The following is a 15226-nucleotide window of genomic DNA, read 5'->3' on the forward strand; positions in this document are numbered from 1 at the left end:
GCCCCGTGGCCGCCGCGCCCTCCGGGATCTCGAGAACCACGATTCCAACGGGAATTCATGACTACCGACAGCGTGGAACGCGTCGAGCCGCGACACCTCGAAGACGAGATGCGCGACTCGTTCATCGACTATTCGATGAGCGTGATCGTGCAGCGCGCCCTGCCCGATGTCCGAGACGGCCTGAAACCCGTACACCGGCGGATCCTGTTCGCGATGCACGAGGCGGGGCTGGGTCCGACGCGGCCCCATCGAAAGAGCGCGACGGTCGTCGGCGATGTGATCGGCAAATACCACCCGCACGGCGATAGTGCGATCTACGACTCGCTCGTCCGCATGGCGCAGGAGTTCTCGCTCCGGTATCCGCTCGTCGACGGCCAGGGCAACTTCGGGTCCATCGACGGCGACTCGGCGGCCGCGTACCGCTACACGGAGGCTCGGCTGACGGGCTTGGCGAGCCAGATGCTCAACGACATCGACAAGGACACGGTCGACCACACGCCGAACTTCGATGACCGGCTGCGCGAGCCCACCGTGCTCCCGTCGGCGCTCCCGAACCTGCTCGTCAACGGGTCGTCGGGCATCGCCGTGGGCATGGCGACGAACATCCCGCCGCACAATCTCCGCGAAGTGGTCGCAGCGTGTCACCGGTTGATCGAAGCGCCCGACACGACGCTGGACGAACTGATGGAGCTTGTCCGCGGTCCCGATTTCCCCACCGGGGGGGCCATCTTCGGCGGCGCGGGGATCCGCGAGGCCTACCGGGAGGGCCGGGGACGCATCGTGATGCGGGCCAAGGCGGACATCGAGGAGGGCAGGGACGGCCGCGACCGGATCATCGTCCGTGAGATCCCGTTCATGGTCAACAAGACCCGCCTGATCGAACAGATCGCGGGTCTCGTGCGCGACAAGAGGGTCACGGACATCTCCGACCTCCGCGACGAATCCGACCGCGACGGCATCCGCATCGTGATCGTACTAAAACGGGATGCGGTGCCACAGATCGTCCTCAACCAGTTGTTCAAGGGGACACAGCTGCAATCCACCTTCGGCGTCAACATGCTCGCCCTCGTGAACGGCGAACCGCAGGTGCTGGACCTCAAGACGATGCTCGGGCATTTCCTCGAGCACCGGCACGAAGTCGTGCGGCGGCGCGCCGTGTTCGAACTCGCGGTGTCAAAGGACCGGGAACACATCCTCGAGGGCCTGACCGTCGCCGTACACCATATCGATGAAGTCATCCGCATCATCCGCGGATCGGCCGAGACCGAGGTCGCGCGGGCCCGGCTCCGGGACGCGTTCGGACTCAGCGAGCGCCAGGCCGACGCGATCCTCAACATGCGCCTCGCGCGCCTCACCGGCCTCGAGATCGAGAAGCTCGAGGAGGAACTGAAGGTGGTTCGCCGCCGAAGGATGGAACTCGAGGGGATCCTCGCGTCACGGGGGCGGAGGATGGAGATCGTCGGCCAGGAACTGTCCGCGCTCGTCGACAGGTTCGGCGACGGGCGGCGGACGGAGATCGTGCCCGATACCTCGGACCTCACGGACGAGGATCTGATCGCCGAGGAGCGCATGGTGATCACGGTCTCCCACTCCGGGTACATCAAGCGCATCGAGCCCCACGTCTACCGCGCGCAGCAGCGCGGCGGCCGCGGGATCGCCGGCATGGGGACGAAGCAAGAGGACTGGGTGGAACATCTCTTCCTCGCTTCGACCCACGACTACCTCCTCATCTTCACGCGGGACGGCCGGTTGTACCGGCTGAAGGTGTACCAGATCCCCATTGCCCGCCGCACGGCGCGCGGAAAACCGATCGTGAACCTGCTGAGGATGGAAAAAGGCGACGAAATCGCCTCCATCGTGCGGGTGCGCGAGTTCTCCGACGACCGGTTCCTCATCTTCGCCACCCGCGAGGGACTGGTGAAGAGGACGAGCCTCGCCGCGTACCGGAACGTCCACTCGGGCGGACTGCGTGCGAGCAACGTCCGCGAGGGGGACCGGCTCATCGACGTCAAGCTGAGCGATGGTTCGAACGATGTCGTCCTGGCGACGCGGCGCGGGATGGCGATCCGGTTCTCGGAGCGAGACGCCCGGGAGATGGGGCGCCCGGCCCAGGGCGTGCGAGGCATCCGGCTCTCGGAGGGGGACGCCGTCGTCGGGATGGTGGTGGCGCGGCGCGGCGGGTCGTTGCTGACCGCGTCGGAACTGGGGATGGGCAAGCGCAGCGACGTGGACGACTACCGAATCCAGAAGCGCGGCGGGAAGGGCCTGATCAATCTCAAGACGACGGCCCGGTCCGGCCTGGTCGCTGCGGTCCGGGAGGTGACGGACGGTGACGAACTGATGTTCGTGACCCGGAACGGCGTCATCAACCGGCAGCCCGCGGAGGGGATCCGGGTGATCGGGAGAAACACCACGGGGGTCCGGCTCGTCGCGCTCGACGAGGGGGATGAACTCGTGGACATCGCGCGTCTGATCGATCCGGTCGAAGAGGCCGAGGACGCGGACGAAGGGGCGGAAAACGAGCCCGGGACCGGCGGGGACGCCGAGTGAGTCATGCGGCCGCCGCCCTCGTCTCGCTCGCCGAGGTCGAGGAGGCCCGGGCACGGATCCGCGGGGCGGTCCGGCGCACCCCCCTGATCCCGGCTCCCCTGCCGCGACCCGGAGGGCGCGCCGCCACGGACGGACCGGACGCGCTGTGGCTCAAGTGCGAGAACCTCCAGTGCGTGTCGGCCTTCAAGGCGCGCGGCGCCTATCACTTCGTGAGCCGGCTGTCGCGGGAAGAGCGAGCGGCCGGGTTGCTCACCTACTCCTCGGGCAACCACGCGCAGGCGGTGGCCTGGGCCGCCCGCGCCTTCGGGGCGCGGGCCCGGATCGTGATGCCCGTCGATGCCCCCGAAGTGAAACGTGCCGGGACGGTCGCGCTCGGCGCCGAGGTCGAATTCGAGGGCACGACCTCGGGAGAGCGCCAGACGCGGGCCGAGCAGATCCAGCGCGAGGAGGGCGGGACCATGGTGCCGCCGTTCGACGATCCCCGCATCATCGCCGGGCAGGGAACGGTCGCGCTCGAGATCGCCGAACAGCTCGCCCCTCGCGAGCCGGGGGTGGTCCTGGCGCCCGTTGGAGGAGGCGGGCAGCTGGCCGGGGTCGCGGCGGTCATCCGGCGCCGCTTTCCCGAAGCCGAGATCATCGGGGTCGAGCCCGAGGGGGCTGCCTCGATGCTCCGCTCGCTCGAGCGCGGAACGCCGGTGACGCTCGACCGCGTGTCCAGCGTGGCCGATGGCCTGAAGCCCGTGCGGCCGGGCGACCTCACCTTCGCGCACTGCCGTGATCTGGTCGACCGCGTCGTCACCGTGGACGATGATTCGATCCGCGACGCGGTCCGTTGGCTCTTCGGCCTGCGGCTCGTGGTGGAGCCGTCCGGGGCGGCCACCGTGGCCGCCCTGCTCAGCGGCCGCGTCGAGCCCGCCGCGGCCGGCGAGACGGTGGCCATCCTGTCGGGAGGCAACATCGAGCCGGCGCTGCTCGCCGAGTGGACGCGCCCTTGACGCTACCCGCGGACGGCCGGGCCCCGATGCTGGTGCTGTTCGACATCGACGGGACGCTCGTGCACTCCGCCGGCGTCGGCCGCGCGGCGATCACGAGCGCCATGATCGACGTGTACGGAACGCCCGGCCCGATCGATGAGCTTCCGTTCGACGGGATGACGGATCCGCAGATCGTACGCACCCTGCTGCGCGCGGCCGGGTTCTCGGACGACAGGATCGACGCGGGCCTCGACCGGCTGTGGACGGCATACGCCGCGGGGCTCGAAGACGAGATCGCCGATCGCCGCGCGCGGATGCGGCCGGCGCCGGGTGTGCCCGCGCTCCTCGACGCCCTCGAAGAGACCGGTGCGACGCTCGGGCTCGTGACGGGCAACATCGCGGCCGGCGCCGAGGGCAAGCTCTCGGCCGTCGGCCTGTGGAACCGGTTCCCGTTCGGTGCCTTCGGGTGCGACGACGCGGACCGGAACGCCCTCCCGCCGATCGCGCTCGAGCGGGCCTTCCGCCACACCGGCACCCGCTACGCGCCGGGGCGGACCTGGGTGGTCGGCGACACGCCGCACGACATCGCGTGCGCGCGGGCGTCGGAACTCCCGGTGCTCGCGGTCGCCACGGGGCGTTTCTCGGTGGACCATCTCCGCCGCGCCGGCGCGAACGAGGCTCTTCCGTCCCTGGGGGATACGGATCGGGTGATGTCGGTGCTCGCATGCGCATGAGCCGCGGCGCGAACGCGCCCCGCGAGTTCCTGTTCGACGTTCTCGTCGCCGGGGAGCCGGCGCGGCGCCGGGTTCCGGTCGCCTGTTCCCCCTCTGGCCTCTGGTTCGACGGGGAGCAGGTGGAGCTGGAATCGATCTTCTGGGTGTCGAGGCGTGCCGGCCTCATCCTGCTGTTCGCCCGGCGCCGCACGCTCGCGTTTTTCGGCGACGGCGGCGATCTGCAGGAACTCGCCCGCGCCGTCGAACGCGGGACGAGCGGGGACACCCGGCGGTCGATCCTTCAGCCGCTGGCCTCTGAAGTCGTCGTGTGCGCCGCCGGGACCGCGGTCACCGGCGAGATTGCCGGCGAGCCGGTCAACGGACTCTATCTCGCGGTGTTCACGCGGCAGGGTCTGCACCTCTTCGCGGGGGAAGGGAAGCACCGCGTGCGGTGGCCCGTCGAGCGCGCGGAAGAAGCCACCGTCTCGACCGGAGGCGCGAGCCGGCCCGGGCTGCACCTGGCGGCCGGCGACACGTCCGTGACCATCCGCTACCTGTTCTCCGAGGAGATTCAGGCCGTCCTGAGGGTCGCGCGGACGACTCCCGCGCCGCTCGACCCCGGCGGCGCGCTCGAGATGTTCGCCAAGGGCGAGGTCACGCGGCCGCTGCCGGCGCGCCTCCCGGAGTTCTCCGAGGCCGTGGACACGCTGCAGAGCGCCTGCGATACGGCGGTCGAACGGGTGAGAATCGACGCCTCGATCGGCGAGCGCTTCGATCGGGGCTACTTCCAGCGACACTTCCAGACGCTGGGCGAGATCGCGCTCGGCCCCCTGATGCTCCGGCGGTCGGCGGCCCTGAAGGCGGGCTCCCTCATGAGCGCCGTCGAGGCCATGGACGCCGAGCAGATGAGACAGGACGCGATCGCCGCCTTCCGCGGAGTCGCGGAGGAACTGGCGCGGGTCTACGGGAACGAGGTCCGCCACCTGGTCCGCGCGAAACGTCTCGATCGCGAGCACGGCGAGCGGGCGTTCGCCCAGATGGATGGACCTTCGCTGTGGGAGGCGATGTCGAGGCGGATCGAAACGCTGGACCCCGCCTTCGACGCCGTCCTGGCGAGACAGCAACTGCTGTGGCAGCGGCTTCACGCCCGCGACCTCGCCCCTCCGGAAACGGAAGAAGCGGGCGTGGAAGAGGCGATCGTCGGCTGGAACGAAGAGGTGACGAGGCTCGATGCGGCCTACGGGGCCGCGGGCGGCGCGGTGCTCATGGAAATCGCCGCCCGCTGGTCCGACCGGCTGATTCCCGCCCTCCGCGGCCTGACCGCCCTGCGCGGCCGCCGCTTGTCCGACGGCTCCCGATTGACGATTCTCGCCATCGTGACGTTCTTCGTCGTGGCCGCGCTGGCCTGGTTGGCCCGAGGGTTGCTCTGACCCGCTACGGACACGATGACGCATGGGCTGCCAGGCCCGGGAGAGGTTGACAGATGGCAAGGAAGACGGCACCCAAGACGGCACAGAGGATGAGCCCTCCGTCGCGGCCGAACTGGCTGTTCCGAGGCGGCCTGATCGCGATCGTGGTCGTCGGCGCGGGCTGGCTCCTGCTGGGTGGGGGACAGGGCGGATCGGGCCCGCCGCCGACGCCCGCCGAGTTGGCGGAAGTGCTTGCCGAGGCGGAAGCGGATCCCGCTGCCGGAGTCGGCCTCGGCCCGGAGTCGGCCCCCATCACGATCGAGGAGTACTACGATCCCTCCTGTCCCGCCTGCGCGGCCTTCTCGGGCTTCGCCGGGAAGCTGATCCGGCAGAACTACGTAGAGACGGCGGGCGCCCCGGTCCGATGGATTTCGTACAACTTCATTCTCGGCACCTTCCCCAACTCGGTCGCGGCCGCGCTTGCCGAGCGCTGCGCGCACGAGCAGGGGCTCTACTGGCCGATGCACGACCTCCTGCTCGCCCGCCAGACGCGCTGGTACGTGGAGCAGGATCCCGGTTCGGTGATCGCCGATATCGCTGATCAGGCAGGCGTCGATGCCGGCGACTTTGAAGCGTGCATGCGTGACCGCGGCCACCTCGAGGGCATCGCAAGTGCCCACAAGATGGGCGAGGCGCGGGGCGTGAACTCCACACCCACACTGTTCGTAGACGGGCAACGCGTGAGCCTGCAGGGCGTGGACCCCTACACGCACCTCGAGGGCCTCATCCAGGCCCGTCTCGCCGCAATGGCTGAGAGCAGCGAGGGGACGCCGTAACCGTGAGCGGACTGAACCGGCGCCGGGGGATCGCGCTCCTGTCGCTGGCCGGCTTCTTCCTCTCGACCTACCTCTTCCTGTACGCGCTCGGCTACTACGGCGAACTCGCCTGCGGCGCCGGTGGAGGGTGCGACCTCGTGCAGGGATCGCGCTGGGCCCGCTTCCTCGGCTTCCCCGTGGCGGGCTGGGGCGTCGCCTGGTACGTGGCCGTGTTCGCGGTCTCGATCCTCGGGACTCGCGATGGGGCGGGCGCAGCGCGCTGGATCTCCCGGGTCCTGGCCGTGCTCGCGCTCGGCGGACTCGGGTTCACGATCTACCTCACGGCGCTGGAACTCTGGGTCATCCACGCGATCTGCCACTGGTGCGTGGGCAGCGCCGCCATCACCGTCGCGATCTTCCTCCTCACCCTCCCCGAGTTCCGCGCCTTTTCTCGACGGGTCTAGGAGCCGCATCCGCAATATCACGGTGGTCGAGGATGAACTGCTTGAACCTTGCGGCGGTGTTAGCCGATGACGGCACTGCCTCCACCACGCGACGCATCCGCTCTTTGCTCGTGATCTTCCCGCGGTCGAGTTGGAACTCGATCACCCGTGATTCCACGATCCTGATTTCCGTGTACGCGATGACCGTCTCGTGACGGATGAAGGGGTGATCGCCGCGATTGAGTACGACAGTGTCGTCAGACCAGGACCTTCGGGACGTACAGCTCGCGATCAGAACGCGGGCCGGATCGCCGGACGGCTCCGTGAGCACGATCCAGAGGTGAGGTGTGAGCCCGTGCCCACCGATGAGAAAGCAATCTCCGGCGCGCACGTCCGTGGCTCAGCCGAAAATCGCTTCGGCGGCCCCCATCGCACGCAGATCGTCGATGATCTGTTCGCTCTCGTCCGGCGTCTTCTCGTGCGCCAGGATGTCCTCGTAGCGAATCGGGAGCACGCGGACCTCCCCGGGGTCCCTCCATTCGGGTAGCTGATGCAGGCGTTCGACTACCGCCCAACGGTCCATCTTTCCGAACTCGGCGTACACGGCTCGCGCCAGGTCCAACTCGGCGTCGGACAGCTCGTCAACGGGACAATCGCCCTTCAGCGAAACCTCGTAACGCGAATCCTCGTCGACATGGGTCCTCCCAGTAACTCTCCTCGGATGGGCCCGATCCGTAGTTGATCAGATCGAGGGTTTCGGACAGGACGGGTCCATGGCTCATCGACACATAGCGGCCGTATGTGACCGGGACGCCTCGCTCCAGCAGGCTGCGTCGGTCGACAAGATAGAGGAGCTTGATGGCTTCATGCAGCTCATCCGCCCCCCTGCCAGGCGCAGGAACTCACAGGCGAGTTGCGTCGTCCTGGCCTGCTTGAACCTTGGGTACATCGGAGCGCGACTCTCCCGTTCGGCCGTCCGTCCGTCCACGCCGGAGGATAAGGCTACCCCGGCTTCGCAGCCACGTTGCGCCGACCGGATCAGGAACCGGGGGGGCGCAGTTCGTTCCAACGTTCGATGAACGCCACCGCGGCGTCGACCATCACCTCCGTCGCGACCCGTCCCCGCTCGAGCGTGGCTTCGGCCGGGTCGCGGGTGCCCCACACGCCCGTGGACGACATCTCGGCGGACGACGTCCCCTTGCCCGTCGACTCGTCCTTGAGGCCCTCGGCCAGGAACACGGCCAGCGCCGTCGGGTCGCCGGCCAGCACGTCCGGCAGCATCGCCTCCAGATGGGCGGGCATCGTGACCTCGGCCGGGACGGCCGCGTCCATATCCACCAGCGTCGGCATGAGATAGAGTGAACTCGACGTCTCGGGCGTCCCCCCGTGACGGTCGAGCACGTCCGGCGGCGGGGTCGGGACGGATGCCATCCGGCTCCGATCCCGGAACGGTCCCGCCACCGCGCCCAGATCCACCGCGATGCCCGCCGTCTCCTGGTTGATGCGGTCGACGATGAACGTCGTGATGGCCCGGTTCCCCCCGTGCGCGTTCATGATGAGGAAGCGCTTGAAGCCGTGCGCGATCAGACTCTTCACGGCCTCGACGTACACCTCCTGGACCAGCGACGAGGGCAGGGTGATCGTGCCCTCGAACCCCATGTGATAGGGGGACTGCCCCGGCAGGAGGATCGGGGCCACGAGCACGTCGGCCCGCTGCGCCACGAGCTTCGCCTGCTCGACGCCGTTCAGGTAGTCCGTGCCGATCGGCAGGTGGTTGCCGTGCTGCTCCAGCGACGCGACCGGAATCAGCACCATGTCGCTTCGCGTGAGGAAGTCGCGCACCTCCGGCACGGTCATGTGCGGCAGGTAGTTCTTCACCTTCTCCTGCGTCCACAGCGGGTTCGTCTGCGCGGCCGCCGCCGGGGCGAGGGAAAGCAGAAGGACGGCGCCGAGCCGGAGGGCAGACGCGTTCAGGGATCGTCTCATGGGAACGGGTCCTGTCAGAAAACGGTGATCGGTATCGTGAGGAGCGCCGCGTAGAGATCGATGGCGTACCACAGGTTCGCGATCCGGAGGTTCTCGTCGGGCGCGTGCTGGTTGTTGTCGTGGTTCGCGACGGGGACGTTCACGGCGGGCTTCCCCGCCACATCCGTGAACAGGTAGAGGGGCAGGGTGCCGCCGAGCCCCGGAGCGAGGACGAGCGCGCCCGGCTCGAACGCGCGGTCGGCGGCCGCCGAGGCGGCGGTGATGATCTCCTGCACGAACGGGTTGTCCATCCCCGTGCGGGCCGCGGGGGAGCCGCCTCCGCCCGTGACCTTCGCGATGCGGGGATACCGGAGCCGGGCCTCCATGTCCGGATCCTCGGACACCACATGGAACCCCTGGCCATCGATGTGTTCGACGATGAGCCGCCGCAGGTGGTCCGCCTCGTTGCCCTTGACGAGGCGGATTCCCAGCGCCGCGACCGCCGTGTTGGGTATGATGTTCCGGGCCAGAGCGCCGGTGTTGCCGCTCGTGATACCGCGGATGTTGAGCGCCGGGAGCAGGATCCGCTCCGACAGCGTCTCCGGTTCTCCCTCGGTCCACAGGAGCCCCAGTTCCCGCTTGAGGGCTTCGTCGACCGGCGGCATCGCCTCCAACGCGGCGCGCTCCTCGGGCCCCAGCGGCTCGACCGTGTCGTACCAGCCCTCGACCAGCACCCGCCCCGTCTCGTCCTTCATCGAGGCGAGGAGCCGGGCCATGATGTTCCCGGTGTCGGGGGTCCAGTTCCCGTAGTGGCCGGAGTGGAGATTGCGGGTGGCCCCGTAGACCGTGACCTCCATCCCCATGGACCCGCGGACTCCGAACGTCAGCTGCGGACGGCCGCTCTGATGCGCCGGCCCATCAAAGAAGAGCCACACGTCGATATCCGCGATCCGGTCCGCCGCCATCTCCATGTACTGGCCCAGATGACGCGAGCCCGCTTCCTCCTCGCCGTCGAAGAAGAAGACGAGGTTGGACGTGGGCTGGACGCCTTCTTCCCGGAACGCGCGCAGGACGGGCAGGATCGCGGCGATCGGCGCCTTGTCGTCACCGGCCGAGCGGGCGTACAGCCGCCACTCCGGGTCCACCGGATCCCCCGGCTCGGGCATGGGGCGCGGCGTCCCGCCGGACTCCATCGACGCGGTGTAGAGCGTGGGTTCGAACGGGGGGTGCGTCCAGTTCGAGGGGTCGACGGGCTGGCCGTCGTAATGGACGTAGATCCCGAGGGTCCGCTCCGCGTCCGGCACCCGGAGTTCGCCGTACACGAGGGGCGGGACGCCATCGATCCGGAGGAGTTCCGACGTGACGCCGCCCGCGCGTAACTCGTCGCGGATGTACTCCGCCGCCCGCGTGACGTCCTCCAGGTCGCGGGCCCGGTTCGGATAGGTCAGGAGTTCGGCGAAGTCCCGCACGATCTCCGCCTCGTGCGCCTCCCGGTACGCCCGCGCGACATCCGCCCCCGACTGCGCGGCGGCCGGGTGCGCCGCGAGGAGTCCCACGACTACAAGCCCGGCAATCTTCAGGCCGGACGTTCGGATGCGTCTGATTTCTGGCTGGGTTCTCATGCGGGTATGATGCCGGTATTCCAAAACCCCCGGCAACCCGCGGAATTCAGGCGGTGGCGCGCCAGAAGCCTGCCAGCGCCTCTCCGTCCGCCGAGGCGCGCAGCTTGTCGAAGGCCCGGTTCCGGATCTGCCGGATGCGCTCCCGCGTCACGCCGAGGAGCGAACCGATCTGCTCCAGCGTCATCTCCTCGCCGTCGTCGAGGCCGTAGTAGAGGACGAGGATCTTCCGCTCGCGCTCGGTCAGGTAGCGCTCGAACATCTTCTCGAGGAACTCGCGCCGGGCCTGGTCCTCGACATCCTCCTCGATGTCCGCGTCGTCCATCCCCGAGAAGCGCTCGCCGAACGAGGCGCTGTCGCGGTCGGACTTGTCGAGCGGCGCGTCGAGGCTCAGTTCGGCGGAGGCGACGCGGCGCAGCGCCCGCACCGTCTCGACCGGCTCCTCCATCTCCTCGGCGATCTCACGGTCCGTCGGCGAGCGTCCGAGCTTCTGGGTGAGCGCCGTCTCCGTCCGGGACAGCTTGACCAGGTTCGAGTTCTGGTTGAGCGGGATCCGCACCGAGCGCGTCTGCTCGGCCAGCGCCTGGAGCACCGTCTGCCGAATCCACCACACCGCATAGGAGATGAACTTCACCCCCTTGTCGGGATCGAACTTCTTGACGGCCTTGAGCAGGCCCTCGTTCCCGATGCACACGAGTTCGGCGAGGTTCAGTCCCCGGCCCTGGTACTTCTTCACGTACGAGATCACGAAGCGCAGGTTCGCCGTGACGAGGCGCTCCGCCGCCTGGCGGTCGCCGGCACGGGCCTTGCGGGCGATCTCGCGCTCGATCTGCGGGTTCTCGATGAGCGGATACCGCTCCACGTCCTGCAGGTACTGATCGAACGAATCGAGCGCGTACGTGTCGAAGAACATGTGTCGGCTTGCAGCCGTCTTCGCCATATAAATCCGAATCCTGACTCGGGTCGGTCGTCGAAATCAGCGGCCCGGGACGGGCCAACCGGAACTCCGCCCCGCCACGGTTCGCTCCGGTCGCTTTTGATACAAACTTGAAATAATAGAAGAAATCAGAACGAACCGCACCTTTTTTCCGACTCCTTCTACCCCGGACCCCTGCCCCGGGCTCCCTCGCCGCTCCGGGCCGAATCCGCCCGCGCGGCGCGCTCCCGGCGGCGAAGGCGGAGGACGTACCAGACGAGGGTGGCCCAGGTGATCCCGTACCCGGCGCCGACAAAGAGCCAGTGTTCGTTCATACCCCGTTGAACCCCTCGTCCTCTGGACCCGACAGTTCGAGTCCGAGTTCCGTTGCAGCCACCCTGTAACGCCGGAGCCAGAGATACGTGAAAGCGATCGTGTAGGCGACGAACCCGAGCAGCATCACGAGCCCGAACGCGCTCGCCATCGAACGGGGCGACGACGGGGGCTGGTGCAGGCTCCGCCACCAGAACACCGACAGGTACACGACCGGTACCTGGACGAACCCGATGAGGCCGATCACCGCCGACCAGCGCGCGCGCTGGTCCGGATCCTCCGTCATCGAACGCACGACCAGGTAGCCCGTGTAGATGGGTACGAGGAGCGCCGTGGTGGTGATTCTGGGGTCCCACGCCCACCAGATCCCCCAGGTGAGCCGGCCCCAGAGCGAACCCAGGATGAGGGTGAGGACGGCGCCGAGCACCCCCAGTTCCGCGGCGGAGACCGCCAGGAGGTCCCACTTCAGCTTCCGCTGCACGAGGTAGAGGATGCTCATGAGGAAGACGATGAAGAACGCGAGCATCATCACCCACGCCATGGGGACGTGGACGTAGAGCAGGCGCTGGACCTCGCCCTGGAGCGCGTCGGCGGGCAGGGCAAAGAGCCCGAGCAGGCTGCCTGCCACGATGAGGGCGAGCGCCAGCCAGCCCAGCGTTGTCAGTTTGTTCATCGGATGGTCACCAACCGGTTCATCGGACCCTCATCTCGCCTCACTCCTCGAGGACGACGGGGAAGATCCAGACGCAGACCACGAACAGTATCACGTCGTACGACGCCAACAACCTCAGCCAGCCCCCGGCGCGTCCGAGCGGGTCGCCGGCCAGGAATGCGTCCGTCGCCCCCACGCTCCCGAGCACGACGGGGACGAGGGCGGGGAAGAGGAGGAGCGGGAGCAGGAGTTCGCGCGCCCGGAGGTGTACCGTGAGGGCCGAGAAAAAGGTCCCGATGACGGAGAAGCCGAACGTGCCGAGGGCGGCCACGAGGAGGAGCGGGCCGGCGTGCGCGGCGAAGTCGACCTCGTACAGGATGGCGGCGGCCGGGAAGAGGAGGACCTCGAGCGCCGCCAGCACGACGAGGTTGCCCGCCAGCTTGCCCAGGTAGATCGCGCGTACATCCCCGGGATAAAGCCGCAGCAGCCGCGTCCCGCCCGCCAACTCCTCGTTCTGGAACGTCCGGCCCAGCGACAGCGTGCCGGTGAAGACGATCGCCACCCACACGAGGCCGCCGGCGAGCCGTTCGAGCAGCGCGTTGTCCACTCCGATCGCGAAGCTGAACAGGAAGAGGACGAGCGCGGCGAAGGAGAGCATGGCCGTGAACCCCTGCCGGGTTCGGGTCTCCGAGAGGATGTCCTTCCACAGGATGGCGGCGGCTCGCCGCGCGAGCGCGCTCACCCGGCGTCCGCGGCGACCCGTCCGCCCTCCAGCCGCACGACCTCGTCGGCGTGGCGCGTCGCGTCGTCGATCCGGTGCGAGGCGATGAGCACGGCCGCGCCCGCGTCGCGCCACGCGCGGACCGCCTCGTGGACGAGCGCCACGCCGTCCTCATCCAGGCTCACGAAGGGCTCGTCGAGCAGCACCAGTTCGAGGGGGCGGAGCCGGAGCCGCGCCAGTTCGAGACGCTTGCGCATCCCGGTGGACCAGCCGCGCACCGGGACGTCGGACGCCCCCGCGAGATCGACGGCTGCCAGCGCCTCACGCAGGGCGTCGGCCGGGACGTCCACGCCCGACATGCGGGTTGCGAAGCGGAGGTTCTCGACGCCGGTCAGCTCCTCGTAGGCGTGCCCTCCGGCGGTCATGAACGCGGTCCGGGCGCGGATCGCGTCGCCGCCCGCGGGGAGGGCGTGGCCCAGCACCTCGACCCGGCCCGCGGTCGGCCGCAGCAGCGTGGCGATCACGCGCAGCAGCGTCGTCTTGCCTGTTCCGTTCGCGCCGAGGAGCGCGACGACGGCCCCGCGGGGGACGGCGAAGTCGATCCCGCGCAGCGCCCAGCGGCGTCCGAAGCGACGGGTGACGCCCTCTGCCGCGACCGCGAAGCTCACCGGCCGGGCCCCGCGGCCGCGCCCCTCCGGCCCGCCGCGCGGCCCCGCTCGCCGGCCTCTCGGGCCGCTGGCCCGCCGTCGGGGGCGCTCATACGTTCTGCCGCATGGAACTCGACCGGATCGCCCGTCTCGCCGAGGGTGGGGGCGGCAAGGTGCTGCTCTACGTGCTCGACGGGCTGGGCGGGCTCCCCCGCGAGCCGGGCGGCCCCACCGAACTCGAGGCCGCGCGCACCCCGAACCTCGACGAACTGGCCCGCGGCGGAACGTGCGGCCTCCACGACCCCGTTGCGCCGGGCATCACGCCGGGAAGCGGCCCCGGTCACCTGGCCCTGTTCGGCTACGACCCCCTCGTGTACGAGACCGGCCGCGGCGTGCTCGAAGCCCTCGGGATCGAATTCCCGCTCGGACCGGGCGACATCGCCGTGCGAGCCAACTTCTGCACCCTCGACGCCCAAGGCCGGGTGACCGACCGGCGGGCGGGCCGCATCTCGACAGACGAAGCCGCCCCTCTGGCCGGGCAGCTCGACGGCATCGAGCTGCCCGGCGCCCGCTGTTCCGTGCGTCATGTGAAGGAGCACCGCTTCGTCCTCGTCCTGCACCCCGACGCCGCCTCGGGCGACGCCGTGGACGACACCGATCCGGGCCAGACCGGCGAGCCGCCCCACGCCCCGGCGGCGCGGAACGCGGCGTCCGAGCCGACCGCCCGGCTCCTTGCGGCGTGGCTCGAGGCGGCCGCCGAACGGCTCGCGGACCACCCGCGCGCGAACATGGCACTCCTGAGGGGCGTGTCCAGCAAGCCCGACTGGCCGCTGTTCGAGGACGTGTTCGGGATGCGGGCCGCCGCCGCCGCCGCGTACCCCATGTACCGCGGCGTCGCCCGCCTGGTCGGCATGGACGCGCGGACGGCGCCCGGCGGGGCGGCTCCGCTCGTGGACGCCCTGCGGGCGCGGTTCGCCGAGCACGATTTCTTCTTCCTCCACTTCAAGCCTCCCGACAAGGCCGGAGAAGACGGCGACTTCGACCGCAAGGTAGCCGCCATCGAGGAAGCCGACGCCATCGTGCCGGAACTCGTCGACGCAGGACCCGACGTCATCGTCGTGACCGGCGACCACTCGACGCCCTCGACCATGCGCAGCCACAGCTGGCACCCGGTGCCCTTCCTCATCCACGGAGGCCCGGCACGCCACGACGCGGCCACCACCTTCGGAGAGACGGCCTGCCGCAGTGGCACCCACGGCCGCGTCCGCGGCTGCGATCTGATGCGTCTTGCCGCCGCCAGCGCCGGCCGCCTCGCGAAGTTCGGAGCCTAGCCCGGGCGCCGGATTCCGTACAGTCCGCCAAGGAAGACGAGTGCGCTATCCAGCGATGTTGTGTCATGGTCGGAGGGTCGTGTTCGTGGCCGTCGCCCTGCTCACGCCGCGTGTGACGAGCAGGGCGATTCCGCGTCG

Annotated in this window: 16 protein-coding genes; 7 read left to right on the plus strand and 9 right to left on the minus strand. The window is 69.4% G+C overall.

Going from position 1 to position 15226, the window contains the following annotated elements; translation table 11 throughout:
• Positions 1 to 57: 57 nt before the first annotated feature.
• The 6 genes from gyrA to ACPXY0_RS00440 are packed head-to-tail and all read left to right on the plus strand — an operon-like array spanning position 58 to position 6925.
• A complete protein-coding gene (gene gyrA / locus ACPXY0_RS00415; protein ID WP_423927412.1) occupies positions 58 to 2550 on the plus strand; it encodes a DNA gyrase subunit A in 2493 nt (830 codons plus the stop codon).
• Positions 2547 to 3545, plus strand: coding sequence for a threonine ammonia-lyase (locus ACPXY0_RS00420; protein ID WP_423927414.1), 999 nt, complete (start codon positions 2547 to 2549; stop codon positions 3543 to 3545). Before gyrA ends, ACPXY0_RS00420 begins: the two co-directional genes overlap by 4 nt.
• Complete coding sequence (locus ACPXY0_RS00425) at positions 3542 to 4258, plus strand: HAD family hydrolase (RefSeq protein WP_423927416.1); 717 nt, start codon at positions 3542 to 3544, stop codon at positions 4256 to 4258. Before ACPXY0_RS00420 ends, ACPXY0_RS00425 begins: the two co-directional genes overlap by 4 nt.
• Complete coding sequence (locus tag ACPXY0_RS00430; RefSeq protein WP_423927418.1) at positions 4255 to 5667, plus strand: hypothetical protein; 1413 nt, start codon at positions 4255 to 4257, stop codon at positions 5665 to 5667. The genes ACPXY0_RS00425 and ACPXY0_RS00430 overlap by 4 nt, the downstream gene beginning before the upstream one ends.
• Positions 5668 to 5720: 53 nt before the next feature.
• Positions 5721 to 6482 (plus strand): DsbA family protein, encoded by a 762-nt coding sequence (locus ACPXY0_RS00435; protein WP_423927420.1) that lies wholly within the window; start codon positions 5721 to 5723, stop codon positions 6480 to 6482.
• 2 nt (positions 6483 to 6484) lie between these two features.
• On the plus strand, positions 6485 to 6925 hold the full coding sequence (locus ACPXY0_RS00440) for a vitamin K epoxide reductase family protein (protein ID WP_423927422.1): 441 nt from the start codon (positions 6485 to 6487) through the stop codon (positions 6923 to 6925).
• Between the two features lie 379 nt (positions 6926 to 7304).
• Here the strand turns inward: ACPXY0_RS00440 and ACPXY0_RS00445 are convergent, their stop codons facing one another.
• From ACPXY0_RS00445 to ccmA, 9 genes are all read right to left on the minus strand, one after another.
• Complete coding sequence (locus ACPXY0_RS00445) at positions 7305 to 7487, minus strand: hypothetical protein (protein WP_423927424.1); 183 nt, start codon at positions 7485 to 7487, stop codon at positions 7305 to 7307.
• Positions 7488 to 7545: 58 nt separating this feature from the next.
• Positions 7546 to 7776: a Panacea domain-containing protein gene (locus ACPXY0_RS00450; RefSeq protein WP_423930748.1), complete on the minus strand. Its 231-nt coding sequence runs from the start codon at positions 7774 to 7776 to the stop codon at positions 7546 to 7548.
• 166 nt (positions 7777 to 7942) lie between these two features.
• Positions 7943 to 8890: a creatininase family protein gene (locus ACPXY0_RS00455; RefSeq protein WP_423927426.1), complete on the minus strand. Its 948-nt coding sequence runs from the start codon at positions 8888 to 8890 to the stop codon at positions 7943 to 7945.
• Positions 8891 to 8904: 14 nt separating this feature from the next.
• The gene (locus ACPXY0_RS00460) at positions 8905 to 10425 is read right to left on the minus strand and encodes a M20/M25/M40 family metallo-hydrolase (RefSeq protein WP_423927428.1); all 1521 of its coding nucleotides are present in this window, start codon (positions 10423 to 10425) and stop codon (positions 8905 to 8907) included.
• A 112-nt stretch (positions 10426 to 10537) separates the two neighbouring features.
• Positions 10538 to 11428, minus strand: a complete 891-nt coding sequence (locus ACPXY0_RS00465; protein ID WP_423927430.1) for a sigma-70 family RNA polymerase sigma factor — start codon at positions 11426 to 11428, stop codon at positions 10538 to 10540.
• A 158-nt stretch (positions 11429 to 11586) separates the two neighbouring features.
• Complete coding sequence (locus ACPXY0_RS00470; RefSeq protein WP_423927432.1) at positions 11587 to 11739, minus strand: heme exporter protein CcmD; 153 nt, start codon at positions 11737 to 11739, stop codon at positions 11587 to 11589.
• Positions 11736 to 12410: a cytochrome c biogenesis protein CcsA gene (gene ccsA / locus ACPXY0_RS00475; protein WP_423927434.1), complete on the minus strand. Its 675-nt coding sequence runs from the start codon at positions 12408 to 12410 to the stop codon at positions 11736 to 11738. The genes ACPXY0_RS00470 and ccsA overlap by 4 nt, the downstream gene beginning before the upstream one ends.
• Before the next feature lie 40 nt (positions 12411 to 12450).
• On the minus strand, positions 12451 to 13131 hold the full coding sequence (locus tag ACPXY0_RS00480; RefSeq protein ID WP_423927436.1) for a heme exporter protein CcmB: 681 nt from the start codon (positions 13129 to 13131) through the stop codon (positions 12451 to 12453).
• Complete coding sequence (ccmA, locus tag ACPXY0_RS00485) at positions 13128 to 13778, minus strand: heme ABC exporter ATP-binding protein CcmA (protein WP_423927438.1); 651 nt, start codon at positions 13776 to 13778, stop codon at positions 13128 to 13130. The genes ACPXY0_RS00480 and ccmA overlap by 4 nt, the downstream gene beginning before the upstream one ends.
• A 104-nt stretch (positions 13779 to 13882) precedes the next feature.
• On the opposite strand from ccmA, the gene ACPXY0_RS00490 reads away from it, so the two are divergent.
• Positions 13883 to 15088 carry a 2,3-bisphosphoglycerate-independent phosphoglycerate mutase gene (locus tag ACPXY0_RS00490; protein WP_423927440.1) on the plus strand — a complete coding sequence of 402 codons (1206 nt, stop codon included), beginning with the start codon at positions 13883 to 13885 and terminating at the stop codon, positions 15086 to 15088.
• The last annotated feature ends 138 nt before the right edge of the window (positions 15089 to 15226 follow it).

Origin of the sequence: Candidatus Palauibacter sp. (assembly GCF_965237495.1) — a bacterium.
GTDB lineage: Bacteria > Gemmatimonadota > Gemmatimonadetes > Palauibacterales > Palauibacteraceae > Palauibacter.